The sequence below is a fragment of the Pseudomonas sp. PDM03 genome, from assembly GCF_014852385.1.
Taxonomy (GTDB): domain Bacteria; phylum Pseudomonadota; class Gammaproteobacteria; order Pseudomonadales; family Pseudomonadaceae; genus Aquipseudomonas; species Aquipseudomonas migulae.
Genome location: NZ_JACVBM010000005.1, coordinates 1 through 23,243, shown reverse-complemented (window position 1 = coordinate 23,243; position 23,243 = coordinate 1). Strand labels below are relative to the sequence as shown.

General features: G+C 60.2%; 24 protein-coding genes and 1 pseudogene. 13 read left to right on the top strand and 12 right to left on the bottom strand.

All coding sequences use genetic code 11. From position 1 onward, the window contains the following. Positions 1-8 precede the first annotated feature (8 nt). From hutG to IB254_RS09955, 10 genes are all read left to right on the top strand, one after another. The gene (gene hutG / locus IB254_RS10000; RefSeq protein WP_192417178.1) at positions 9-812 is read left to right on the top strand and encodes an N-formylglutamate deformylase; all 804 of its coding nucleotides are present in this window, start codon (positions 9-11) and stop codon (positions 810-812) included. A gap of 262 nt (positions 813-1,074) precedes the next feature. Further along, positions 1,075-2,022, top strand: coding sequence for a choline ABC transporter substrate-binding protein (locus IB254_RS09995; protein ID WP_192417177.1), 948 nt, complete (start codon positions 1,075-1,077; stop codon positions 2,020-2,022). A gap of 151 nt (positions 2,023-2,173) precedes the next feature. Next, positions 2,174-3,103, top strand: a complete 930-nt coding sequence (locus tag IB254_RS09990) for an alpha/beta hydrolase (RefSeq protein WP_192417176.1) — start codon at positions 2,174-2,176, stop codon at positions 3,101-3,103. Between the two features lie 104 nt (positions 3,104-3,207). Next, positions 3,208-4,179, top strand: a complete 972-nt coding sequence (gene pip, locus IB254_RS09985) for a prolyl aminopeptidase (RefSeq protein WP_192417175.1) — start codon at positions 3,208-3,210, stop codon at positions 4,177-4,179. Next, positions 4,176-4,613: a D-aminoacyl-tRNA deacylase gene (gene dtd, locus IB254_RS09980; protein WP_008025248.1), complete on the top strand. Its 438-nt coding sequence runs from the start codon at positions 4,176-4,178 to the stop codon at positions 4,611-4,613. Before pip ends, dtd begins: the two co-directional genes overlap by 4 nt. Before the next feature lie 321 nt (positions 4,614-4,934). Then, entirely contained in the window at positions 4,935-6,752 is a 1,818-nt protein-coding gene (locus IB254_RS09975) for a glucan biosynthesis protein G (RefSeq protein ID WP_192417174.1), read from the top strand. Further along, positions 6,745-9,315, top strand: coding sequence for a glucans biosynthesis glucosyltransferase MdoH (gene mdoH / locus IB254_RS09970; RefSeq protein WP_192417173.1), 2,571 nt, complete (start codon positions 6,745-6,747; stop codon positions 9,313-9,315). The genes IB254_RS09975 and mdoH overlap by 8 nt, the downstream gene beginning before the upstream one ends. Before the next feature lie 189 nt (positions 9,316-9,504). After that, positions 9,505-10,302, top strand: coding sequence for a transporter substrate-binding domain-containing protein (locus IB254_RS09965; protein WP_008025244.1), 798 nt, complete (start codon positions 9,505-9,507; stop codon positions 10,300-10,302). 131 nt (positions 10,303-10,433) lie between these two features. Beyond that, on the top strand, positions 10,434-11,393 hold the full coding sequence (locus tag IB254_RS09960; protein ID WP_008025242.1) for an amino acid ABC transporter permease: 960 nt from the start codon (positions 10,434-10,436) through the stop codon (positions 11,391-11,393). Beyond that, positions 11,386-12,120, top strand: coding sequence for an amino acid ABC transporter ATP-binding protein (locus IB254_RS09955; protein WP_008025241.1), 735 nt, complete (start codon positions 11,386-11,388; stop codon positions 12,118-12,120). Before IB254_RS09960 ends, IB254_RS09955 begins: the two co-directional genes overlap by 8 nt. A 142-nt stretch (positions 12,121-12,262) precedes the next feature. Here the strand turns inward: IB254_RS09955 and IB254_RS29830 are convergent, their stop codons facing one another. The 11 genes and pseudogenes from IB254_RS29830 to ubiE form a co-directional block, all read right to left on the bottom strand. Further along, positions 12,263-12,976 carry a methyl-accepting chemotaxis protein gene (locus tag IB254_RS29830; RefSeq protein WP_411736712.1) on the bottom strand — a complete coding sequence of 238 codons (714 nt, stop codon included), beginning with the start codon at positions 12,974-12,976 and terminating at the stop codon, positions 12,263-12,265. Between the two features lie 144 nt (positions 12,977-13,120). Beyond that, positions 13,121-14,179, bottom strand: a pseudogene (locus IB254_RS29825) (methyl-accepting chemotaxis protein); the annotation flags it as partial. An 80-nt stretch (positions 14,180-14,259) separates the two neighbouring features. Then, entirely contained in the window at positions 14,260-14,967 is a 708-nt protein-coding gene (locus tag IB254_RS09945) for a 16S rRNA (uracil(1498)-N(3))-methyltransferase (protein ID WP_192417171.1), read from the bottom strand. Further along, positions 14,964-15,758, bottom strand: coding sequence for a twin-arginine translocase subunit TatC (gene tatC, locus IB254_RS09940; protein ID WP_008025235.1), 795 nt, complete (start codon positions 15,756-15,758; stop codon positions 14,964-14,966). Before tatC ends, IB254_RS09945 begins: the two co-directional genes overlap by 4 nt. Further along, positions 15,755-16,225, bottom strand: coding sequence for a Sec-independent protein translocase protein TatB (tatB, locus tag IB254_RS09935; protein WP_192417170.1), 471 nt, complete (start codon positions 16,223-16,225; stop codon positions 15,755-15,757). The genes tatC and tatB overlap by 4 nt, the downstream gene beginning before the upstream one ends. Before the next feature lie 10 nt (positions 16,226-16,235). Then, positions 16,236-16,508 carry a twin-arginine translocase TatA/TatE family subunit gene (locus IB254_RS09930; protein WP_008025233.1) on the bottom strand — a complete coding sequence of 91 codons (273 nt, stop codon included), beginning with the start codon at positions 16,506-16,508 and terminating at the stop codon, positions 16,236-16,238. Between the two features lie 25 nt (positions 16,509-16,533). Then, the gene (locus IB254_RS09925) at positions 16,534-16,866 is read right to left on the bottom strand and encodes a phosphoribosyl-ATP diphosphatase (RefSeq protein ID WP_008025232.1); all 333 of its coding nucleotides are present in this window, start codon (positions 16,864-16,866) and stop codon (positions 16,534-16,536) included. Continuing rightward, positions 16,859-17,260 carry a phosphoribosyl-AMP cyclohydrolase gene (gene hisI, locus IB254_RS09920; protein ID WP_007899278.1) on the bottom strand — a complete coding sequence of 134 codons (402 nt, stop codon included), beginning with the start codon at positions 17,258-17,260 and terminating at the stop codon, positions 16,859-16,861. The genes IB254_RS09925 and hisI overlap by 8 nt, the downstream gene beginning before the upstream one ends. A gap of 80 nt (positions 17,261-17,340) precedes the next feature. After that, complete coding sequence (ubiB, locus tag IB254_RS09915) at positions 17,341-18,945, bottom strand: ubiquinone biosynthesis regulatory protein kinase UbiB (RefSeq protein ID WP_192417169.1); 1,605 nt, start codon at positions 18,943-18,945, stop codon at positions 17,341-17,343. Further along, a complete protein-coding gene (locus IB254_RS09910) occupies positions 18,942-19,565 on the bottom strand; it encodes an SCP2 domain-containing protein (protein WP_008025228.1) in 624 nt (207 codons plus the stop codon). Before IB254_RS09910 ends, ubiB begins: the two co-directional genes overlap by 4 nt. Continuing rightward, on the bottom strand, positions 19,565-20,335 hold the full coding sequence (gene ubiE, locus IB254_RS09905) for a bifunctional demethylmenaquinone methyltransferase/2-methoxy-6-polyprenyl-1,4-benzoquinol methylase UbiE (RefSeq protein WP_007948968.1): 771 nt from the start codon (positions 20,333-20,335) through the stop codon (positions 19,565-19,567). The genes IB254_RS09910 and ubiE overlap by 1 nt, the downstream gene beginning before the upstream one ends. A 155-nt stretch (positions 20,336-20,490) precedes the next feature. Between ubiE and IB254_RS09900 the strand changes: the two genes are divergently transcribed. From IB254_RS09900 to IB254_RS09890, 3 genes are all read left to right on the top strand, one after another. Continuing rightward, a complete protein-coding gene (locus tag IB254_RS09900) occupies positions 20,491-20,766 on the top strand; it encodes a polyhydroxyalkanoic acid system family protein (protein WP_192417168.1) in 276 nt (91 codons plus the stop codon). Between the two features lie 244 nt (positions 20,767-21,010). Beyond that, a complete protein-coding gene (locus tag IB254_RS09895; protein ID WP_008025226.1) occupies positions 21,011-21,433 on the top strand; it encodes a phasin family protein in 423 nt (140 codons plus the stop codon). Positions 21,434-21,443: 10 nt separating this feature from the next. Next, positions 21,444-22,292 (top strand): phasin family protein, encoded by an 849-nt coding sequence (locus tag IB254_RS09890; protein ID WP_192417167.1) that lies wholly within the window; start codon positions 21,444-21,446, stop codon positions 22,290-22,292. A gap of 191 nt (positions 22,293-22,483) precedes the next feature. Here IB254_RS09890 and IB254_RS09885 read toward each other — a convergent pair whose 3' ends face one another. Further along, positions 22,484-23,104, bottom strand: a complete 621-nt coding sequence (locus tag IB254_RS09885; RefSeq protein ID WP_008041885.1) for a TetR/AcrR family transcriptional regulator — start codon at positions 23,102-23,104, stop codon at positions 22,484-22,486. Positions 23,105-23,243: the final 139 nt, after the last annotated feature.

Below are 23,243 nucleotides of genomic sequence, written 5' to 3'. Positions count from 1 at the left end.
GAGCAGTTGTGGATAAGGTTCTGAACTTCAAACAAGGCCGCGTGCCGCTGCTGATCAGCATGCCCCACGCTGGCGTACGCCTGACCCCGGCGGTTGAAGCCGGGTTGATCCCCGACGCGAAAAGCTTGCCGGACACTGACTGGCACATCCCGAAACTCTACGAATTTGCTACCGAACTGGGCGCCAGCACCCTGGCTGCCGAGTACTCGCGGTTTGTCATCGACCTGAACCGGCCTTCGGACGACAAACCTTTGTACGTCGGCGCCACCACCGGTCTGTACCCGGCGACGCTGTTCGACGGCATTCCGTTGTTCCGTGAAGGCATGGAACCGTCGGCGGCTGAGCGTGCGACGTATCTGGAGCAGGTCTGGACGCCGTATCACAGCACGTTGCAGAACGAGCTGGCTCGTATGAAAGCCGAATTCGGCTATGCATTGCTGTTTGATGCGCACTCGATCCGCTCGATCATCCCGCACCTGTTCGACGGCAAGCTGCCGGACTTCAACCTCGGCACGTTCAACGGCGCCAGTTGCGATCCACAGTTGGCGACTCAACTGGAAGCGATCTGCGCCAGGCACACCGATTACAGCCATGTGCTGAACGGGCGCTTCAAGGGCGGCCACATCACCCGGCACTATGGCAATCCGACGCAAAACATCCACGCCGTGCAACTGGAGTTGGGCCAGTGCACGTACATGGAAGAGTTCGAGCCGTTCCGTTATCGCCCGGACCTGGCAGAGCCGACGCAAGTGGTGCTCAAGGAGCTGCTGCAAGGCCTGCTCGCCTGGGGCCAAAAGCACTACAGCCGCTAAAGCCTGGCGCAAAACCTTGTGGGAGCGAGCCTGCTCGCGATGGAGTGTCAGGCGACATCAACGCTGACTGACCCACCGCATTCGCGAGCAGACTCGCTCCCACAGTTCTGTGTTCGTCTCTAAACCTGATTGGAACAGTCGCCACCGTGCAAATCTCGGTCGCCACAGTTCGCTTTTGGTCTCTCACTGCTGCGTAATGTTCTGGACACGGTGCATCAAGACACCGGACCCATAATAATTCTGCCGCACGAGATCATTCCCAATGAAAAGACTGTTGACCCGCTGTCTCTCAATCCTCTGCGGTACCGCTCTTCTGAGCTCCCCTGTTCTGGCCAGTGACGACGCTTCCTGCAAAGCCGTGCGCATGGGCGTGGTCAATTGGACCGACGTCATCGCCACCAGCGGCATGGCCGACGTGCTGCTCAACGGCCTTGGCTACGAAAGCAAGCAAACCAGCGCCGTGCAGCAAATCATTTTCGCCGGCATCCGCGACAAGCGCCTGGACATCTTCCTCGGTTACTGGAAACCGGCGATGGACAAGAACATCGCGCCGTTCCTGGCTGCCAATCAAGTGAAGGTCCTGGAAAAACCGAGCCTGGCCGACGCCCAGGCAACCCTCGCCGTGCCGGAATACGTGGCCGAGGCCGGGCTGAAAACCTTCGCCGATATCGCCAGGTTCAAGGACCAGCTCGGCGGCAAAATCTACGGCATCGAGCCGGGCAGTGGCGCTAACACCACGATCAAAACCATGATCGAGTCCAATCAGTTCGGCCTGAAGGATTTCAAACTGATCGAGTCGGGTGAGGCCGGCATGCTTGCCGCTGTGCAACGGGCGGTGAATCGCAAGGAGTTCGTGGTGTTCGTCGGCTGGACGCCGCACCCGATGAACATCAACATGAAAATCGCTTACCTGACCGGCAGCGAAGACGTTTACGGGCCTAACGAAGGCGCGGCGACGGTCTCCACCGTGACGTCCCCGGACTACGCCGAGCGTTGCCCGAACGTGAACCGTTTGCTGGAGAACCTGACCTTCACCGCCGCTCAGGAAAGCCAGCTGATGGTGCCGATCATGGAGCGCAAGACGCCGCAGGACGTCGCCAGGCAGTGGCTGCGTGATCATCCGCAAGACCTGCAGCGCTGGTTGGCCGGTGTCAGCAGTTTTGATGGCAAGGATGGTGTTGCCACCGTTCAGGCCAGCCTGAAAAACTGACCATTACCGCAAAACCCCTGTAGGAGCGAGACCGGCTTGCCGGCGATGGCGGTGTATCAGGCAACATCTACTTTGACTGACCCACCACTATCGCGAGCAGGCTCACTCCTACAGGGTTATCTGCTCACCACAACATCTCGGCGGCAGGTCCATGGAAACTTATCCCCTTTCTGACGAGATGACGGCATTCGTCGAGAAAACCGTCAGCTTCAACGCCACCGACACCAGCCTCGCCGGACTGCGCCAGGCCTACAGCGAGATGTGCCGGGCGTTCACCCCGCCGCGTCCCGACGGGCTATACGTCGTGGATTTTGTATTGGCCGGTGTACCGATTCGGTCCTATCAGCCCGCAGCTTTACCATCGACCGACGGTAGCCCGTGCATTGTGTATCTGCACGGCGGCGGTTGGGTGGTGGGGGATCTGGATTCCCACGACTTCATCTGCGCCGAGCTGGCGTCGACGCTCGGCGTGTTGGTGATCGCGGTCGATTATCGTCTGGCGCCGGAGCATCCGTTTCCAGCGGCGTTCGATGACTGTCTGAAGGTCTGGCGAGCGCTGCGCTCCGGGCCGTTTCAGCTGGACCCCGCGCGTACGCTGGTGGCTGGCGACAGCGCCGGTGGCAATCTCGCCGCCGCGCTGTGCCTGGCACTACGCGATGCGGGTGAACCACTGCCGGCGGCGCAAGTGCTGATCTATCCCGGCCTCGGTGGCGATCACCGTTTGCCTTCACGCAGTGAATGCAGCGACGCGCCTCTGCTCAGCAGCAGTGACGTGGATTGTTATCACGCCTTGTATTTGCGCGGCACTCAAACGCCTGGCGTCTATGCCATGCCGTTGCTCGCCGGGGATCTGCGCGGATTGCCGCCGGCATTGATCGCGGTGGCGCAGTTCGACCCGTTACGCGATGACGGCGTGCTGTACGCCGAGCGCCTGAACGCTGCGGGCGTGGCCGCGACGCTTTATTACGGGGAAGGGCTGGTTCATGGCTGTCTGCGGGCGCGGGGTCAGGTTGCGGAGGTCGATGCGCTCTACGAAACGCTGCTCGGCTATTTGGCAAAAAAACGGGTGGCAAAACTCTGACTCTGCATGGACATGCTCATTGACGTAAATCGGGTTTATGATGCCCAACGGCAGAATAATAGAAGTCCCCCCAGGGATGACCTCGACCCCTTACGGAGCGCGCAATGCAGACTTTGTACCCGCAGATCAAACCCCACGCCCGGCACGATCTGGCTGTCGATGAAACCCACACCCTGTATGTAGACGAAAGCGGTTCACCGGAAGGTTTGCCGGTGGTGTTCATCCACGGCGGCCCCGGTGCCGGGTGTGATGCACAGAGTCGCTGTTTTTTTGATCCGAACCTGTATCGCATCGTCACCTTCGACCAGCGCGGTTGTGGTCGCTCCACGCCCCACGCCAGCCTGGAAAACAACACCACCTGGGATCTGGTCGCCGACCTTGAGCGGATTCGCCAGCATCTGGGCATCGATAAATGGGTGCTGTTCGGCGGCTCGTGGGGCTCGACCCTAGCGCTGGCCTACGCGCAAACCCATCCGGAGCGTGTGCACGGTCTGATCCTGCGCGGGATTTTTCTCTGCCGTCCGCAGGAAATCGAGTGGTTCTATCAGGCGGGCGCCAGTCGTCTGTTCCCTGATTATTGGCAGGACTACATTGCGCCGATCCCGCTGGATGAGCGCGAAGACTTGCTCGGCGCTTTCCACAAGCGCCTGACCGGCAACGATCAGATCGCCCAGATGCACGCGGCCAAAGCCTGGTCCACCTGGGAAGGGCGGACCGCGACCTTGCGTCCGAACCCGCTGGTGGTCGATCGTTTCTCCGAGCCGCAACGCGCCTTGTCCATCGCGCGCATCGAATGTCACTATTTCACCAACAATGCGTTCCTCGAGCCGAATCAGCTGATCCGCGACATGGGCAAGATCGCCCATCTGCCGGGCGTGATCGTTCACGGTCGCTACGACGTGATTTGCCCGCTGGATAACGCTTGGGAACTGCATCAGAACTGGCCGAACAGTGAACTGCAGGTCATCCGTGATGCCGGGCATGCCGCCTCCGAACCCGGCATTACCGATGCCTTGGTGCGCGCCGCCGATCAGATGGCACGGCGCCTGCTCGACCTGTCCCCTGAAGAAGCATGAAGGGCCTGTTGCAGCGCGTGCGTGGCGCGCGCGTCGAGGTAGCGGGGGAGGTGGTCGGTGCCGTCGATCAGGGTTTGCTTGTACTGGTGGCGGTCGAGCCCGAGGACACTCGGGCCAGCGCCGACAAACTTCTGCATAAGCTGCTTAACTATCGTGTGTTCAGTGACGCCGAGGGCAAGATGAATCTGTCCCTGGCGGATGTCGGGGGCGGGTTGCTGCTGGTCTCTCAGTTCACCCTGGCCGCCGACACCAAAAACGGGTTGCGCCCGAGTTTTTCAACCGCTGCCCCTCCGGCGCTGGGCGAGGAGCTTTTCGACTATCTATTAGAGAAAGCGAAACAGGTGCATGGCACAGTGGCATCAGGTAGATTCGGCGCGGATATGCAGGTGCACCTGGTCAATGATGGCCCGGTAACCTTCCTGTTACAGACCTGAAAGCGCTTGAAACAAGTTTTTAAGCGCTTTTTCACTGAAAACAGGGGTTTTTCGCGAGAAATACTTTGTTGCGCCTGATGCGTTGTAACGCGGCCTGCTAGATAATCGCGCGCTACGGGGATCAGCGTTCGTTGGTCCGTTTTGACTTAGGTAGAGACTTGTCCTGGACCTGTTGGGGAATCATTTAGCCCCATAGGAGTCGGAACAATGCTCGCCAACTTGGCAAGAGTGGTTTGTAGGGACGGGTTTTTCATCCCGTTTACCTCACAGGCCCTTTAACTGGCCGTTGGTTTTTTGATCTGTTTTCGGCGAGGGTTGCTCGTGATTGTTAGTCCCTGTAATGCACCAAGATTGTCAGCCAAACGGCTACGAAGCGCACTGGTAGCGGGCTCTGCACTGCTCTGCCTGTTCAGCGCCGGCCAGCTTTGGGCATTCAATCTGGATGATGTATCGGTCAAGGCAAAAGAGCTGGCCGGGCAGAAATTCGAAGCCCCGCGCAGTAACCTGCCGAACGAATTCCGTGAGATGAAATTCGCGGACTATCAAAAAATTCGTTTCCTGACCGAAAAAGCCGAATGGGCCGATCAGAAAACCCCGTTCAAGCTTTCGTTCTATCACCAGGGTATGCATTTCGATACGCCGGTGAAAATCAACGAAATCACGGCCAACACCGTCGAAGAGATCAAATACGACCCGTCTCGTTTCGATTTCGGCGACCTGAAATTCGATCCTAAAGCCACCGAACAACTGGGTTATGCCGGTTTCCGTGTGCTGTACCCGATCAACAAGGCCGACAAGCAAGACGAAATCATGACCATGCTCGGCGCGAGTTACTTCCGCGTTGTCGGCAAGGGTCACACCTATGGCTTGTCCGCTCGCGGCATGGCAATCGATACCGCGTTGCCGTCCGGCGAAGAATTCCCGCGTTTCCGTGAGTTCTGGATTCAACAGCCGAAGCCGGGCGACAAGCACCTGGTGATCTTCGCGCTGCTGGATTCGCCACGCGCCACCGGTGCCTATCGCCTGACCCTGCGTCCGGGCAGCGACACCATTGTCGACGTCAAGGCGCAGATGTTCCTGCGTGACAAGGTCACCAAGCTTGGCGTTGCGCCGCTGACCAGCATGTTCCTGTTCGGCGCCAACCAGCCGTCGAAAGTGCTGAACTACCGCCGCGAACTGCACGATTCCAGCGGTCTGTCGATCCATGCCGGCAACGGCGAGTGGATCTGGCGTCCGCTGAACAACCCGAAACACCTGGCGGTGAGCAACTTCTCGATCGAGAACCCGCGCGGTTTTGGCTTGCTGCAACGTGGCCGTGACTTCAGCCACTACGAAGACCTCGACGACCGCTACGACAAGCGCCCAAGTGCCTGGATCGAGCCTAAAGGCGATTGGGGCAAGGGTTCTGTCGACCTGGTCGAGATTCCGACTGCCGATGAAACCAACGACAACATCGTTGCCTTCTGGAGCCCGGAAAAACTGCCTGAGCCTGGTCAGCCGCTGGAATTCGGCTACCGCCTGCACTGGACCATGGACGAAGCGGCGATTCACGCACCGGACAGCGCCTGGGTCAAACAGACCTTGCGCTCCACCGGCGACGTCAAACAGTCCAACCTGATTCGTCAGCCGGACGGCAGCGTTGCCTATCTGGTGGATTTCGAAGGCCCGTCCCTGGCAGCGTTGCCGGCCGATACAGACGTTCGCAGCCAGGTCAGCGTGGGTGATAATGCCGAGCTGGTCGAGAACAGCGTGCGCTACAACCCTGAAACCAAGGGCTGGCGCCTGACCCTGCGCATGAAGATCAAGGATCCGGGCAAGTCCACCGAGATGCGTGCCGCACTGGTGCAGAGCATCGTGCCTGCCGATCTGGCCAAGACTTCGATCCCATCGTCCACCTCTTCCGTTGCCAAGGCCGACAAGGTCGCTGCCAAGCAAGCGGAGAAAGCGGACAAGGACGCGAAGGCCGCCGAGGCCAAGCAGGCCGAAGCCAAGCCAGTTGCAGATGCCAAGGACAAGGCGAACAACAAAGACGCCAAGCAGCCTGTCGCTGCCGACGCGGCCCCAGCCACACCGGAATCGGCACCGACTGAAGAAGTCCTGACCGAGACCTGGAGCTATCAGTTGCCTGCCGATGAGTAATTCTCAAGTTCAGCCAGAAACTCTTGCCGAGTATCTGGCGCATCTGCCGATGACCGACGAGCAGCGCGCGGAACTCGCGGGCTGCAAGTCGTTCAGCGAACTTCACGAGCGTCTGTCGTCCTCGACGTTCGATGCACCGGTCGAGGCGGCTCAAGCCTCGGTCGGCCGTCGCTTGACCCTGAGCACCGCTGAAGAGCTGGAAGAAGCGGAAATGCTGGTGCTCGACGCCAGCGGTCGTGTTTGCCTCAAGGCAACCCCGCCGATCCGCCGGACCAAAGTCGTGCCGGAGCCGTGGCGCACCAACATTCTGGTGCGTGGCTGGCGGCGTCTGACCGGTCGCACCAACCCGCCGGCTCCGCCGAAAGACGAGAACGTGCTGCCGGCGGCCCGCTGGCGCACCGTGGGTTCGATCCGCCGTTACATCTTGCTGGTACTGATGCTCGGTCAAACCATCGTTGCCGGCTGGTACATGAAAGGCATCATGCCGTACCAGGGCTGGTCGTTCGTCGACCTCAACGAAGTCCTGCATCAGCCGCTCCTGCAAACGGTCACACAAGTGCTGCCGTATGCGCTGCAGACCAGCATCCTGATCATGTTCGGGATTCTGTTCTGCTGGGTCTCGGCCGGTTTCTGGACCGCGCTGATGGGTTTCCTCGAGTTGCTCACCGGTCACGATAAATACCGCATTTCCGGTAAAAGTGCCGGCAACGAGCCGATCCCCAAAGACGCGCGCACCGCACTGGTGATGCCGATCTGCAACGAAGACGTGCCACGGGTGTTTGCCGGTCTGCGCGCTACCTTCGAGTCGGTCGCTGCCACGGGTGACTTGGACCGCTTCGACTTCTTCGTCCTCAGCGACAGTAACGATGCCGACATCTGCGTCGCCGAACAGCAGGCCTGGCTGGACGTCTGCCGCGAAGCCAAGGGTTTCGGCAAGATCTTCTATCGTCGCCGTCGCCGTCGCGTGAAACGCAAAAGCGGCAACCTCGACGACTTCTGCCGTCGCTGGGGCGGTGACTACAAGTACATGGTCGTGCTCGACGCTGACTCCGTGATGAGCGGCGAATGCCTGACCAGTCTGGTGCGCCTGATGGAAGCCACGCCGGACGCCGGGATCATCCAGACCGCGCCGCGTGCGTCGGGCATGGACACTCTTTATGCACGCATGCAGCAGTTTGCGACTCGCGTGTACGGTCCGCTGTTCACCGCCGGTCTGCACTTCTGGCAGTTGGGCGAATCGCACTACTGGGGCCACAACGCGATTATCCGCATGAAGCCGTTCATCGAGCACTGCGCCCTGGCGCCGTTGCCCGGTAAAGGCGCGTTCGCCGGCGCGATTCTGTCCCACGACTTCGTTGAAGCCGCGCTGATGCGCCGTGCCGGTTGGGGCGTGTGGATTGCCTACGACTTGCCGGGCAGCTACGAAGAGTTGCCGCCGAACCTGCTGGACGAACTCAAGCGTGACCGTCGCTGGTGCCACGGTAACCTGATGAACTTCCGCCTGTTCCTGGTCAAGGGCATGCACCCGGTTCACCGTGCGGTGTTCCTCACCGGCGTGATGTCTTACCTGTCGGCGCCGTTGTGGTTCTTCTTCCTCGTGCTGTCGACGGCGCTGCTGGCGGTCAACACGCTGATGGAGCCGCAGTACTTCCTTGAACCGCGTCAGCTCTACCCGCTGTGGCCACAATGGCACCCGGACAAGGCCATCGCGCTGTTCTCGACCACTATCGTGCTGCTGTTCCTGCCGAAGCTGTTGAGCATCATCCTGATCTGGGCCAAGGGCGCGAAAGAGTTCGGTGGCAAGTTCAAGGTGACCCTGTCGATGCTGCTGGAGATGTTGTTCTCCATGTTGCTGGCGCCGGTGCGGATGATTTTCCACACCCGTTTCGTACTCGCCGCGTTCCTCGGCTGGGCCGCGACCTGGAACTCGCCGCAACGTGACGACGACTCCACGCCATGGAGCGAAGCGGTCAAGCGCCACGGTCCGCAAACCCTGCTGGGCTTCTTCTGGGCCCTGTTGGTGATCTGGCTGAACCCGAGCTTCCTCTGGTGGCTGGTGCCGATTGTCGGTTCGTTGATGCTGTCGATCCCGGTTTCCGTGATCTCCAGCCGTGTTGGCCTGGGCCTGAAGTCCCGTGACGAGAGCCTGTTCCTGATTCCTGAGGAATACAATCCGCCACAGGCGTTGCTGGCAACTGACCAGTACACCCATGAAAACCGTTGGCATGCGCTGAAAGACGGCTTCATCCGGTCGGTGGTCGATCCACAGCAGAATGCCCTGGCGTGCTCGCTGGCGACATCGCGCCACGGTCAGGCCGAGCCAATCGAGTGGCTGCGGATCGAGCGGGTTCGCCATGCGTTGAAAGCCGGGCCTGACGGTCTGACCAACAATGAGCGTGTGCAACTGCTGAGCGATCCGGTGGCACTGGCTCGTTTGCATGAGCAGGTCTGGAGCGAAGGTCATCCCGAGTGGCTGGAAGCCTGGCGCAAATCGGTGAAATCCGATCCCCATGCGCCATTGCTGCCGCTCAAGCCGCTGAGTGCGCAACCGCAGTTGGCATAACAAAGAGAACCCCGCGAAAGCGGGGTTTTTTTTGCCTCATCGTTCCCAAACACTTGTGCAAACGAGCGAGTGCGTTAGCATCCGTCCCCGAATTGGTGCGCCCGGATAATTTTTGTCCGTATCGATGCGTTTCCTGAGGGGAGCCGCCGTTTGCGCGCCTCATAACGCACTGGTTTTGGGGACATGAAGATGAAGAAGTATCTCTCGATGCTGCTGGTCGGCGTCACGGCATTGGTTGCAGTCAGCGCGGCGCAGGCCGGTGCCATCGATGACGCGGTCAAGCGCGGCACGCTGAAAGTCGGCATGGACCCGACCTACATGCCGTTCGAAATGACCAACAAGCGCGGCGAGATCATCGGCTTCGAAGTCGACATCCTCAAAGCCATGACCAAGGCCATGGGCGTCAAGCTGGAGCTGGTGTCCACCGGCTACGACGGCATTATCCCGGCCCTGCTCACTGACAAGTTCGACATGATCGGCAGCGGCATGACCCTGACCCAGGAACGCAACCTGCGCCTGAACTTCAGCGAACCGTTCATCGTGGTCGGCCAGACGCTGCTGATTCGCAAAGAGCTGGAAGGCACCATCAAGTCCTACAAAGACCTGAACACTGCTGACTACCGCATTACCTCCAAGCTCGGCACCACCGGCGAGATGGTCGCCAAGAAGCTGATCTCCAAAGCCAAGTACCACGGCTACGACAACGAGCAGGAAGCGGTGCTCGACGTGGTCAACGGCAAGGCCGACGCCTTCATCTACGACGCGCCTTACAACGTCGTGGCGGTGAACAAGGTCGGCAACGGCAAACTGGTGTTCCTCGACAAGCCGTTCACCTACGAGCCGCTGGCCTTTGGTCTGAAGAAGGGTGACTACGACAGCATCAACTTCATCAACAACTTCCTGCACCAGATCCACGAAGACGGCACCTACGATCGCATCCATGACAAGTGGTTCAAAGACACCGCTTGGTTGAAGGATATGGAATAAGGCCCGGTCAGATAGACCGCGTCGCGCCCAATCGCCAGCAGGCTGGCTCCCACAATGAAATGCATTCCCCTGTGGGAGCCAGCCTGCTGGCGATGACGGCCTCCAAGGCAACACAGAATCCGGAACCTGCAATGAAACAGAAAAAAGCCCAATGGCCCTGGCACGTGTTGACCGTGCTGGTGCTGATCGGCCTGGCCGGCGCGTTGTATTACGCCACCTCGCTGATGTCCTACGAATGGCGCTGGAACCGCGTCCCGCAGTATTTCGCCTACCACGCCGAAGAATCCCAGCGCGCCGCCGACATCTCCACCGTCAGCGAACTGGTGCGCAAAGGCGACAAGGCTGAAGTCACGTTGCGCAACGACGCGGGTGACGAGCAACGCGTGACCGTCGACGACAACAGCCTGCAAGTCGCCCAAGGCGATGATGTGGCCGAAGGCGACGTGATCGGCGTGACTCGCCATTGGGCCGCCGGACCGCTGATGTGGGGGCTCTGGACCACCTTGTGGTTGTCCGTGGTGTCTGGCGTGCTCGGTTTGCTGATCGGCCTCGCCACGGGCTTGTGCCGTCTCTCGAATAATCCGACCCTGCGCGACCTCTCGACGATTTACGTCGAACTGGTGCGCGGTACGCCGCTGCTGGTGCAGATTTTCATCTTCTACTTCTTCATCGGCACCGTGATGAACCTGTCCCGGGAGTTCGCCGGGATCGCCGCACTGTCGCTGTTCACCGGCGCCTACGTGGCGGAAATCATCCGCTCCGGCGTGCAATCCATCGCCCGTGGCCAGAACGAAGCTGCGCGTTCCCTGGGCTTGAGCGCGGGTCAGTCGATGCGCCACGTGGTGCTGCCGCAAGCGTTCAAACGCGTGCTGCCGCCGCTCGCCGGGCAGTTCATCAGCCTGGTCAAGGACACCTCGCTGGTGTCGGTGATTGCGATTACCGAGCTGTTGAAAAGCGGTCGCGAAGTGATCACCACCTCGTTTTCGCCATTCGAAATCCTGTTCTGCGTGGCTGGCCTGTATTTGTTGATCAATCTGCCGCTGTCGAAAATCGCCAGCCGGCTTGAGCGGAGGCTCGCGCAAAGTGATTGAAGTCCGCGATCTGGTAAAAGTCTTCGACACCCGTGGCCACGTGGTGCGCGCGGTGGATAACGTCTCCACCCAAGTGGCGAAGGGCGAAGTATTGGTGGTGATCGGTCCGTCCGGCTCCGGCAAATCGACCTTTCTGCGCTGCCTCAACGGCCTGGAAGAATTCGACTCGGGCTCGGTGAGTATCGACGGCCTGCAACTGGCCGATCCGAAAACCGACGTGAATGCCTACCGCCGCGAAGTCGGCATGGTGTTCCAGCATTTCAACTTGTTCCCGCATATGACCGTGCTGGAAAACCTCTGCCTCGCCCAGAAAGTCGTGCGCAAGCGCGGCAAGAAGGAGCGTGAAGCCAAGGCCTTGGCATTGCTGGAAAAGGTTGGCATTGCGCAGAAGGCCAACGAGTTTCCGTCACGCCTGTCCGGCGGTCAGCAACAGCGCGTGGCGATTGCACGGGCGCTGGCCATGGAGCCGAAGGTCATGTTGTTCGATGAGCCGACCTCGGCGCTCGATCCGGAAATGGTTGGCGAAGTGCTGGATGTGATGAAAACCCTGGCCGTGGAAGGCATGACCATGGTCTGCGTGACCCACGAAATGGGCTTTGCGCGGGAAGTGGCGGATCGGGTGCTGTTTTTCGATCACGGCAAATTGCTGGAAGACGCCTCGCCAGCCGAGTTCTTCGATGCGCCGAAGGATCCGCGGGCGCAGGCCTTCCTTCGTCAGGTCCTTTGAAAGCAGCGGCCTTGGGGCCGCTAATCGCCAGCAAGCTAGCTCCCACAGTGGATTTGTGGTGTTCACACCAAACCCTGTGGGAGCCAGCCTGCTGGCGATTGCATCACCTCGGTCCATAGTGAACCGAGGCAAATGAATCACCTCAAACCTTGAACCGCCCCACCAGCATCTGCAAATGCGTCCCCAGCCGCGCCAGCTCAACGCTGGACGCCGCGGTCTCTTCACTGGCTGCCGAGGTCTGCTCGGACACATCGCGCACGTTCAGCACGCTGCGATTGATCTCTTCCGCCACCGCGCTTTGCTGTTCGGCAGCGGCGGCAATCTGCTGGTTCATCGACTGAATCGCCGACACGGTGCGAGTGATGCTTTCCAGCGAGCCACCGGCGCGGCGGGTCAGTTCGACGCTGCTGTCGGTCAGGGTGCGGCTGTTGTCCATGATGGTCGCGACTTGCTGGGTGCCGCTCTGCAGGCCGACGATCAGCTCTTCGATTTCTTCGGTGGACTTCTGGGTGCGCTGCGCCAGGCTGCGGACTTCGTCGGCAACCACCGCAAAACCACGTCCGGCTTCACCGGCGCGAGCAGCTTCAATGGCCGCGTTGAGCGCCAGCAGGTTGGTTTGCTGAGCCACGGATTTGATCACGTCGAGCACACTGCCGATCTTGTCGCTTTCGCGTTTGAGATGCCCCATGGCGTCGGTGGAGTTGCCGACTTCCTTGGCCAGGCGTTCGATTTGAGCGATCGCTTCGCCGACCACCTTGTCGCCTTCGCGGGCCTGCTGATCGGCGGCGAGCGCGGCTTCGGACGCTTCTTCAGCGTTGCGGGCGACTTCCTGCACAGTGGCGGTCATTTCGTTCATCGCGGTCGCCACCTGGTCGGTCTCGACCTTCTGGCTGTTTACGCCGGCGCTGGTCTGCTCGGTGACTGCGGACAGTTCTTCAGCGGCGCTGGCGATTTGCGTGACGCCATCGCTGATGCCGCCGATCAATTCGCGCAGGCCCAGGGTCATGCTTTGGATTGCCCGCTGGAGCTGACCGAGTTCGTCCTGACGCTCGGAAACGAGGTTCTGGGTCAGGTCGCCGGCGGCAATGCGCTCGGCCACTTTCAGCGTCTGGCCCAGCGGAACGACGATCTGCCGGGTGATGGCCCATGCCGCGAACAGGCCGAAGACCAGCGCCAGGGCGGTGGCCAGCAACAGCATGTTCTTGGCGTGCGCGGCGTCAGTGTCACGGATGACGGTTTGCGAGGCGGTGAGCTTTTTGCTGACGTCTAACAGGATGTTGCCCTGAGCGGCCATGCGTTTCAGCGCGGCGGCGCTGGCAACCTGAGAGTCACGGAACTGGCTGACGGCGGCGCGGTAGGCTTTGAGTGAATCGCTGGCCTGTTGCAGGTTGGCGATGTGCTGTTCCGGCAATCTGGACGGCAGGCTTTCGAGGTTTTTCAGTGCGTTGTCGATGGCGTCCAGCGCCGGTTGTTCGGCTTCGGTCTTGCCGCTGTAGGTATAGCCGCGCACCTGGAAGCGAGCTTGCTGGATCAGTTTGCTCAGGTCGATAACGCTGTTGAAATCAGCGACGCTGTCGCCTTGCAGCATGGATTTCTCGACTTCACCCACGCGTAACACGGCGTTATCGGCCGTGGCGCCGAGTTTGCTGCGAGCATCTTCGCGGTTGGCGCCGGCCTGGGTCATGGCGGCGAAGGCTTGTTTGTACTCGCTGACGGCGGCCAGTTGCTGATCGACCATGGCTGCGTCGGCAGGTTGCTCGATTAGTGTGCGGGCGGTTTTCAACCCGGTGTCGAGTTGGCCGAGCAGGTCGTTGACGGCGCCCGGGCCTTGTTCGCCACGGCGCATTTCGTAGTCCAGGCGGGCCAGGCGCAGGTCTTTGGTCAGTTCATTGAGGCTGGCAATGAACCCGAGCTTGTCGCCGCGATTCACCACGTCACTCAGGCCGGTCCAGCCCGTGACGGTGATCAACAATGTCAGCAGCAGCACCAGACCGAAGCCGACACCCAGTTTGCGATTGACGCTGACGTTCCCCAGTTTCTCGGCTAGCCATCGGTACATGCTGCAACTCCCACGGACCACAAGTTGGTTTTATGGGAGCTGTATCGGCAGGCGGGCAGGATTCTGTAGGCGCGTAATGGCTAGAAGAGGCGGGCGAGCAGCGCGGTGACGGCGGTTTCGACGCGCAGGATACGCTCGCCGAGCTGCACCGGTTGCAGGCCGGACTTGGCCAGCAGGTCGATTTCGTAGGGGATCCAGCCGCCTTCCGGGCCGATGGCCAGCGTAACCGTCTCGTCGAGGCCGCGGGGGCAGGGCGGGTAATTGCCCGGATGGCCGACCAGGCCGAGGGTGCCTTCGGCAATCGCTGGCAGTCGGTCTTCGACAAACGGCTTGAAACGCTTCTCGATGACAATTTCAGGCAACACGCTGTCCCGAGCCTGTTCGAGGCCGAGGATCAGTTGCTCGCGAATCGCTTCCGGTTCCAGGAACGGGGTCTGCCAGAAGCTCTTCTCGACGCGATAGCTGTTCACCAGCACGATCCGTGGCACACCCATGGCCGCCACGGTCTGAAACACCCGACGCAGCATTTTGGGGCGTGGCAGGGCCAGCACCAGGGTCAGCGGCAGCTTGGCCGGTGGCGGCTGGTCGAGGGTGACGCGCAGTTCGGCTTCATCGGCGTCCAGGCGCAACACTTCGGCCGAGCCCATCAGGCCGCCGATACGCCCGACGCGCATGCTGTCACCCACTTCACAGCGGTGGACTTCCTGCATGTGCGTCAACCGGCGATCACGCAGGATCGCCCGGTCGGCCGCAATGAAATCGGCCTCTTCAAGGAGCAGCAGGTTCACGCTTGGGTCGCTGGCGGCTGGTCGTTGTGATCGTCAACCGGTTGGTCGTCCGGATGGTCGCCGCGCTTGCTGATCAGGCCGCCGAACAGGATGCCGATTTCAAACAGCAGCCACATCGGTACGGCCAGCAGCGTCTGCGAGAAGATGTCCGGTGGCGTCAGGATCATGCCGACCACGAAGCAGCCGATGATCACGTACGGGCGGATTTTCTTCAGGTATTTGACGTCGACCACGCCGATCCACACCAGCAGCACCACGGCCACCGGAATCTCGAACGCTACGCCGAAGGCGAAGAACAGCGTCATGACAAAATCGAGGTAGCTGCTGATGTCGGTCATCATTTCCACGCCGGCCGGGGTGGCGGCGGCGAAGAATTTGAAGATCAGCGGGAATACCAGGTAATAGGCGAACGCCATGCCGGCATAGAACAGCATGATGCTCGATACCAGCAACGGCACCGCGATGCGTTTTTCATGCTTGTACAGGCCCGGCGCAATGAAACCCCAGATCTGATGCAGGATCACCGGGATCGCCAGGAACAGCGACACCATCATGGTCAGCTTCAGTGGCGTCAGGAACGGCGACGACACGTCGGTGGCGATCATCGTCGCGCCCACTGGCAGATACTGGCGCAGCGGCGTGGAGACGAAGGTGTAGATCTGCTGGGTGAACGCAAACAACCCGGCGAAGATGATGAAGATCGCCGCTACGCAGCGCAGCAGACGGGTACGCAACTCGGTGAGGTGCGAAACCAGCGGCATGTGCTGGTCGTTTTCTGGGAGATCGCTCATGAGGCTCGCGGCGGCAAAGTGGTGTCGTGAGGAGCCGGCGTTGTCGGCGCGGCGGCAGGAGCAACGGGTTCTACGTGCGCCACGACCGGCGCCGCTTCAACCGCTTCAACCGCTTCCACCGCTTTCACGGTTTCCGTCGGCGTAGCAGCAGGCGCGGATTCTGTCGTCGATGCATGGATCGTCTGCTCTGCCACCGGCTGAACCGGTGTGGCTTCCTGCTGGGTCGGCGTGAAAATCTTCCGCGCCTCCTGTTCCAGCGACAGAATGTGCTCGTTGTGCAGTTGCCGACGAATCTCGTCGGCACCGATTTCACGCTCAACTTCCTGTTTGATCGCATTGAAGCTGCGCTTCAGGCGACCGACCCACAGGCCGGCGGTGCGCGCAGCACCCGGCAGACGCTCGGGGCCCAGCACCAGCAGGGCCACGAGGCCGACGAGCAGCAGTTCAGAGAAGCTGATACCAAACATTAGTCAGTGCTCACACGTCTTTGCGGATCGGCTCTTCGACTTTTTGCGCCTGCACGTCGATGGTGTGCGGCTGGTTCACGGACTGGGTGGTCTGTGGCTGAACAGGCGGAACCGGTTGGGCCGCTGCCGGATCGGCCGGTTTTTCGTCGTCGTTCATGGCTTTCTTGAAGCCTTTGATCGATTCGCCGACGTCAGTGCCGAGGTTTTTCAGTTTCTTGGTGCCGAACACCAGCACGACAACAACCAGGATGACGATCCAGTGTTTCCAGTCAAAAATGCCCATGTTGCTGCTCCTCTCTAATAGTTGTTCAGGCAGACGGGCGCGAGGCTTTCTCTGCGTGTCCGGACAGACCGAAACGACGGTCCAGTTCATCGAGTACAGCCTGTGGATGCTGCCCCAGTTGGGCGAGCATGACCATGCTGTGGAACCACAAATCGGCGGTCTCGTAGATCACATCGCTGCAGTCGCCGCTGATGGCGGCATCCTTGGCGGCAATGATGGTTTCGACCGACTCTTCGCCGACCTTTTCCAGAATCTTGTTCAAGCCCTTGTGGTACAGGCTGGCGACGTACGAGCTGTCGGCGGCGGCGCCTTTGCGCGCTTCCAGTACCTCGGCCAGTCGGGTCAGAGTGTCACTCATGTGTGTGTCCTGCGGAATAGATGGCGTGCGGGTCTTTGAGAACCGGGTCGACGGTTTTCCAGTCGCCGTTCTCGAAGACGCGATAGAAGCAGCTCTGCCGACCGGTATGGCAGGCGATGTCGCCGATCTGCTCGACCATCAGGATGATCACGTCGGCGTCACAGTCCAGGCGCATCTCATGCAGGGTCTGCACGTGGCCGGACTCTTCGCCCTTGCGCCACAACTTGCCACGGGAACGTGACCAGTAAATGGCGCGGTTTTCGGCAGCGGTCAGTTCGAGCGCTTCGCGGTTCATCCAGGCCATCATCAGGACGCGCCCGGTCTTGTGATCCTGGGCGATTGCCGGCACCAGGCCGTCGGCGTCCCACTTGATCTCGTCCAGCCAGTTTTTCATCTTCGACTCCGACAGCGGGCTCCGCACTACATGAGCAGAGTCCAACGTTGAAACAGTGTGCCAGTGGATCACACAACTGGCTATCGGCGAACGACCAGATACAAACCGACCGCCATCATGATTCCCGCAGGCCAGTAGGCCAGTTCGTTCAACGGCCCGCCCATGGCCAGTATTGCGCCGCCGGCCAGGTGCGCGGTGCCGAGCAGGCGCAGGAACCAGTCGTCCCGGCGTCGATGCCACGGTGGCGGCGGGTCGTAAGCGTGGGGCTGCGACATGCGTTCGAGCAGGTCACGCGCCATGTTGGCCAGGTGCGGCAGTTGTTCGAACTGGCTCTGCACGTTGCCGATCAAGGCTTTGGGGCTGACGCGCTCGCGCATCCAGCGTTCGAGGAACGGCTGGGCGGTGTTCCACAGATCGAGGTCCGGGTACAGCTGACGGCCCAGGCCTTCGATGTTCAACAGGGTTTTTTGCAGCAGCACGAGTTGTGGCTGCACTTCCATGTTGAAGCGTCGGGCGGTCTGGAACAGGCGCATCAGCACCTGACCGAAGGAAATATCTTTTAACGGTTTTTCGAAGATGGGCTCGCAAACGGTACGGATCGCCGCTTCGAATTCGTTGAGTTTGGTTTCCGCCGGGACCCAGCCCGAGTCGATGTGCAGTTGCGCCACACGCCGGTAATCGCGTTTGAAGAACGCGAACAGGTTGCGCGCCAGGTAATCCTGGTCTTCGGGGGTCAGGCTGCCGACGATGCCGCAGTCGATCGCAATGTACTGCGGGCTCCACGGGTTGACGGTGCTGACGAAAATGTTGCCCGGGTGCATGTCGGCGTGGAAGAAACTGTCGCGGAACACCTGGGTGAAAAAGATCTCGACGCCGCGCTCGGCGAGCATTTTCATGTCGGTGCGCTGGTCGGCCAGGGTCGCGAGGTCGGTGACCTGAATGCCGTAGATGCGCTCCATCACCAGCACTTTCGGCCGGCACCAGTCCCAATAGACTTGTGGCACGTACAGCAGCGGCGAACCGTCGAAGTTACGCTTCAACTGGCTGGCGTTGGCCGCCTCGCGCAACAGGTCGAGTTCGTCGTAGATGGTTTTTTCGTAGTCGCTGACCACGTCCACCGGGTGCAGCAAACGCGCGTCGGCGGAGAGTTTTTCCGCTGCGCGGGCGAGGATGAACAGCCATGCCAGGTCTTGCGCGATGATCGGTTTGAGGCCGGGGCGGATGACTTTGACGACGACTTCTTCACCGGTTTTCAACTGCGCGGCGTGCACCTGCGCCACCGAAGCCGAGGCCAGCGGTTCGACGTCGAAACGGCTGAACACTTCACTGATCTTTTTGCCGAGCTGTTCTTCGATCAGCTTGACCGACACTTGCGAATCGAACGGCGGCACGCGGTCCTGCAGCTTCATCAGCTCATCGGCGATGTCTTCCGGCAGCAGGTCGCGGCGGGTGGACAGGATCTGCCCGAACTTGATGAAGATCGGCCCCAGGTCCTGCAACGCCAGGCGCAATCGCGCGCCACGGCTCAGGTCCAGCGGCTTGCGCGGGAACCAGCGCCACGGCAAGGCATAGCGCAGCGCCAGCAGAAACCACGGCAGCGGCAGGGCGAACAGCAGGTCATCGAGGCGGTAGCGAATCACAACGCGCTGGATGCGCAACAAACGGCGGACGGCAAGCAGCTTCATGCGTTATCGCTTGGGTCGAGGGATCGGGAAAGGCGCTCGAAACGCGCCTCGAGACGTTCCAGATCGAGTTTGATCTGGTCCAGTTCACTGAATCGGGCTTCGGCTTCGCGCTGACCGACGAGGGTGCGCGATTCTTCGGCCAGGTATTCGCCCAGGTTCTGACCCAGGCTGGCAAATCCTTGCTGATACCAGCGTGCGCGACTGCGCAGGTGACCGCCGACCAGTTGCGTGGCCACAGGTCCCAGCCAGCGCGAAAGTTCGTATTCCCAGTCCAGCTCCAGGTCCTGGAGGATCGCGGCCAGTTCAAGCAGCACGCCGCTGTCGCCATCGAGTTCGACTTCAGGGGCATGCAAAACGGAGGTCTTGTCCTTGCTCATCGCCAGTTTCAACAGGCTGGAAGCCGGTGCACGCAAGGTGCAGTCGGCGCCGGTTTCCCAGTGGGTCGCCAACATCAAGCCTTCGTCGCTGGGCAGGATGAACAGTTGCAGTGCCGGGCTGCGGCAATCGACGGCAATCACCCGGCCGCTCAAATGCGCCAGCCGCGGCAGCGCCGTGCTGTCGAGACGCAGCACCCGGTTCAGGCCGAGTTCAATGCTGGCGAGCAGACCGGCCAGCAACATCAGGGTTTGATGCCGCGGTGCAGGGCCACGATGCCTGCGGTCATGTTGTGGTAGGTCACGCGGTCGAAACCGGCCTCGACCATCATCGACTTCAGGGTTTCCTGGTTCGGGTGCATGCGGATCGATTCGGCCAGGTAGCGATAGCTTTCCGAGTCGTTGGTGATCAGCTTGCCCATCAGCGGCATGAAGGCGAACGAGTAGGCGTCGTAGGCCTTGGACATCAGCGCGTTGGTCGGCTTGGAGAATTCCAGCACCAGCAAACGGCCACCCGGCTTGAGTACGCGCAGCATCGAGCGCAGGGCGTCTTCTTTATGCGTCACGTTGCGCAGGCCGAATGCGATGGTCACGCAGTCGAAATGGTTGTCCGGGAACGGCAGCTTTTCAGCGTCGGCCTGAACGAATTCGACGTTGCCGGCCACACCCAGGTCCAGCAGGCGGTCACGACCGACCTTGAGCATGGATTCGTTGATGTCGGCCAACACCACCTGGCCGGTCGGGCCCACGAGGTGCGAGAATTTTTTGGTCAGGTCGCCGGTGCCGCCGGCAATGTCCAGTACGCGGTTGCCGGTGCGAACGCCCGACAGCTCGATCGCAAAACGCTTCCACAAACGGTGCATGCCGCCCGACAGGAGGTCGTTCATCAAGTCGTACTTGGCGGCTACCGAGTGGAAAACCTCAGCGACTTTTTCCGCTTTTTGGCTTTCCGGAACGTTTTTGAAACCGAAGTGCGTGGTGGGTTCGGCATCGCTGCCTTTGCGCTGATCAGTCATATCGCTGTCACCAGAAGAGAATGCGGGACATTCTAATCCCGGTGGCCTGCTTTGTCTTGGCAAGGCTGAAGGTAAGATGTAGAACCGCCGGGACGTTTTGCCGCAGGCGCGGTCAAGATGCTTCAGGAAAGTATTCATAAAGCAGGAGTCATTCGATGGCCCGTATTAGTGTTGAACGTGCCCACGGCCTGGGCAAGGAAGCGGCCCGCGAGAAGGCCGACCAGTTGGCGCAGAAACTGTCCGATCAATATGGCCTGGAGCCGCAGTGGTCCGGCGACACCCTGAACCTCAAGCGTTCCGGAGTGAAAGGCGCGGTGCATGTTGCTGAGGATTCGATTCGCGTTGATGTGGAATTGGGCCTGATGATGTCGGCCATGAGCGGCATGATCAAATCGGAAATCGAAAAGGCCCTCGATAAAGCCCTGATCTGATTTCCGAGTCGAACTACATCCCTTGTGGGAGCCAGCCTGCTGGCGATGGCGGTGTATCAGTCAACATTGATGTTGATGGATAAACCGCTATCGCCAGCAGGCAGGCTCCCACATTTGTTTTAAGGTGCGCCCGAGGTTTTATGTCAGTTGTTAGGGTGCCGTTTCTAATTTTTCTCCCTACTTTGTGCATGAGCCCGACACTTTCGCGGGCAGTTCCTCAAACCTTCTGCGCGTGAGGTGCACCATGGCCAAAGTTATTTTGAAGAAAAAAATCGACGCTTCGACAACCGCTCTGAGCGACGTCAAATCCTATGCCCGCAAGATCTGGCTGGCAGGCCTGGGTGCCTACGCCAAGGTCGGCCAAGAGGGCAGCGATTACTTTCAAGAGTTGATCAAGGCTGGTCAAACTGTTGAAAAGAAAGGCAAAAAGGTAGTTGCCGAGAAACTTGAAGCAGCTAACGCCGAGATCGATGAAGCGAAGAGCGAAGTAAGCACTTTCAAAGGCAAGGTCGAAGTTCAACTCGACAAGGTCGAGAAGGCTTTTGACTCGCGTGTCGCAAGTACCTTGAATCGTATTGGCATTCCGTCTAAACATGACGTTGAGGCACTCTCTGCTAAGCTCGATGAGCTGACGGCATTGCTCGAACGCGTCGCGCGTAAATCTTAAGGAGAACGGGATGGCTGGTAAAAAGAACACCGAAAAAGAAGGCAGCTCGTGGATCGGGAAAGTCGAAGACTACTCCCGCAAAATCTGGCTTGCTGGTTTAGGCGTGTACTCGAAGATCGACACTGACGGCAGCAAGCTCTTCGATACATTGGTCAAAGACGGCGAGAAAGCCGAGAAGCTAACCAAGAGCGCTGTCGGCAAGAAAGTCGATGCCGCCAAGGACTCCGCTACCTCTGCCAAATCGCGCATCACTGGCGTGAAAGATCGTGCGCTGGGCAAGTGGGATGAGCTGGAAGGGGCTTTCGACAAGCGCCTGAACAGCGCCATTTCGCGCCTGGGTGTCCCGAGCCGCAACGAAGTGAAAGCGCTGCACAGCAAGGTCGATACCCTGACCAAGCAAATCGAAAAACTCACCGGTGCCAAGGTTGCGCCTGTTGCGGCGAAAACCGCAGCAGCCAAACCAGCGGCTAAAACCGCTGCCAAGCCACTGGCAAAAGCTGCCGCTAAACCGGCTGCAAAACCCGCCGCGAAAGCAGCGGCCAAGCCGGCTGCCAAAACGGCCGCAGCAAAACCTGCCGCAGCCAAGCCAGCAGCGAAACCGGTTGCCGCCAAAGCCGCCGCTAAACCGGCTGCTAAACCTGCAGCAGCCAAGCCTGCGGCAAAACCTGCCGCCGCGAAAAAACCAGCAGTGAAAAAACCGGCAGCGCCGAAAGCTGCTGCTCCAAAACCAGCAGTGGCTGCCGCCAAACCGGCAACCCCGGCGCCGACAGTGAGCAGCTCCAACTCTGCTACCGCGCCGACCTCTGCTGTAACCCCGACTGCCGCGCCAGCTCCATCGACGCCAACCAGTCAGTCCTGATTTCAGGGCTCAAAAAAACGCCCGGCCTGCAAAGGTCGGGCGTTTTTGTTTGTGCACGATCCTGCAAACACCACGGCCCTTGTAGGAGCTAGCCTGCTAGCGATAGCGGTTCATCAGTCAACAACAATGTCGCCGGATAAATCGCTATCGCTAGAAGGCTAGCTCCCACAGGGGACCGTGGTATTCAGGTGTTATCCGTGTTCTTCGAGGTATTGGAGTGCCAGTTGCTCCGTCGCCACCTTGATTGGCGGCAGCAGATGCGGCGCCACCAGCATCATGATCTGATACACCACCAGCCTCACCTCGCCCTCGCGATCCAGAATCCGCTGGTAATCCAGCGAAAACAGCAGCGTCATGGTGATCTGTTCCACCAACTGCCCCAACGCCTGCGTGTCGCTGACCAAGTGCCCTTGAGCCTTCAACCGCGCCAGCAATGAAGCCAGTGTGCGCTTCAGCGCATTGAGCAGGTTGCGAATCCCTTTGGCCAGTTTCGGCAGGCGCCCGGCGAGGTTCGACAGGTCCTGAAAGAGAAACCGATAGTGCGACAGGCGCTCGACGATCAGGTGCAGGAACAGCCAGTAATCTTCCGGTGCCAATTCCACATCGGACGGCGGATCGAGCAGCGGCGCAAGCTCCGCCTGGAAGCGCTCGAACAGCCCGAGAATCAGCGGTTCCTTGCCGTGAAAGTGGTAGTAGAGGTTGCCCGGGCTGATGCCCATTTCGTTGGCAACTTCCATGGTGGAGACGTTCGGTTCGCCCTTCTGATTGAACAACTGCAGGGCACATTCGAGGATCCGGTCGCGGGTTTTCATCCAGTCTTCTTAATGTTCAAGTCCTGCCGCGCTTAAACCCTGTAGGAGCCGGCTTGCTGGCGATCGCATCACCGCGGTGGGTCGTGAAACCGCGGTGATGCGATCGCCAGCAAGCCCGCTCCTACGGAAGCAGCAGTGG

Excerpts from the sequence above, each read along its gene's own strand:
- IB254_RS09995 (WP_192417177.1), top strand. The coding sequence starts at position 1,075 with ATGAAAAGACTGTTGACCCGCTGTCTCTCAATCCTCTGCGGTACCGCT.
- IB254_RS09990 (WP_192417176.1), top strand. The coding sequence starts at position 2,174 with ATGGAAACTTATCCCCTTTCTGACGAGATGACGGCATTCGTCGAGAAA.
- pip (WP_192417175.1), top strand. The coding sequence starts at position 3,208 with ATGCAGACTTTGTACCCGCAGATCAAACCCCACGCCCGGCACGATCTG.
- dtd (WP_008025248.1), top strand. The coding sequence starts at position 4,176 with ATGAAGGGCCTGTTGCAGCGCGTGCGTGGCGCGCGCGTCGAGGTAGCG.
- mdoH (WP_192417173.1), top strand. The coding sequence starts at position 6,745 with ATGAGTAATTCTCAAGTTCAGCCAGAAACTCTTGCCGAGTATCTGGCG.
- IB254_RS09965 (WP_008025244.1), top strand. The coding sequence starts at position 9,505 with ATGAAGAAGTATCTCTCGATGCTGCTGGTCGGCGTCACGGCATTGGTT.
- IB254_RS09960 (WP_008025242.1), top strand. The coding sequence starts at position 10,434 with ATGAAACAGAAAAAAGCCCAATGGCCCTGGCACGTGTTGACCGTGCTG.
- IB254_RS29830 (WP_411736712.1), bottom strand. The coding sequence starts at position 12,976 with ATGAACGAAATGACCGCCACTGTGCAGGAAGTCGCCCGCAACGCTGAA.
- tatC (WP_008025235.1), bottom strand. The coding sequence starts at position 15,758 with ATGAGCGATCTCCCAGAAAACGACCAGCACATGCCGCTGGTTTCGCAC.
- tatB (WP_192417170.1), bottom strand. The coding sequence starts at position 16,225 with ATGTTTGGTATCAGCTTCTCTGAACTGCTGCTCGTCGGCCTCGTGGCC.
- IB254_RS09930 (WP_008025233.1), bottom strand. The coding sequence starts at position 16,508 with ATGGGCATTTTTGACTGGAAACACTGGATCGTCATCCTGGTTGTTGTC.
- IB254_RS09925 (WP_008025232.1), bottom strand. The coding sequence starts at position 16,866 with ATGAGTGACACTCTGACCCGACTGGCCGAGGTACTGGAAGCGCGCAAA.
- hisI (WP_007899278.1), bottom strand. The coding sequence starts at position 17,260 with ATGAAAAACTGGCTGGACGAGATCAAGTGGGACGCCGACGGCCTGGTG.
- ubiB (WP_192417169.1), bottom strand. The coding sequence starts at position 18,945 with ATGAAGCTGCTTGCCGTCCGCCGTTTGTTGCGCATCCAGCGCGTTGTG.
- IB254_RS09910 (WP_008025228.1), bottom strand. The coding sequence starts at position 19,565 with ATGTTGCTGGCCGGTCTGCTCGCCAGCATTGAACTCGGCCTGAACCGG.
- ubiE (WP_007948968.1), bottom strand. The coding sequence starts at position 20,335 with ATGACTGATCAGCGCAAAGGCAGCGATGCCGAACCCACCACGCACTTC.
- IB254_RS09900 (WP_192417168.1), top strand. The coding sequence starts at position 20,491 with ATGGCCCGTATTAGTGTTGAACGTGCCCACGGCCTGGGCAAGGAAGCG.
- IB254_RS09895 (WP_008025226.1), top strand. The coding sequence starts at position 21,011 with ATGGCCAAAGTTATTTTGAAGAAAAAAATCGACGCTTCGACAACCGCT.
- IB254_RS09890 (WP_192417167.1), top strand. The coding sequence starts at position 21,444 with ATGGCTGGTAAAAAGAACACCGAAAAAGAAGGCAGCTCGTGGATCGGG.
- IB254_RS09885 (WP_008041885.1), bottom strand. The coding sequence starts at position 23,104 with ATGAAAACCCGCGACCGGATCCTCGAATGTGCCCTGCAGTTGTTCAAT.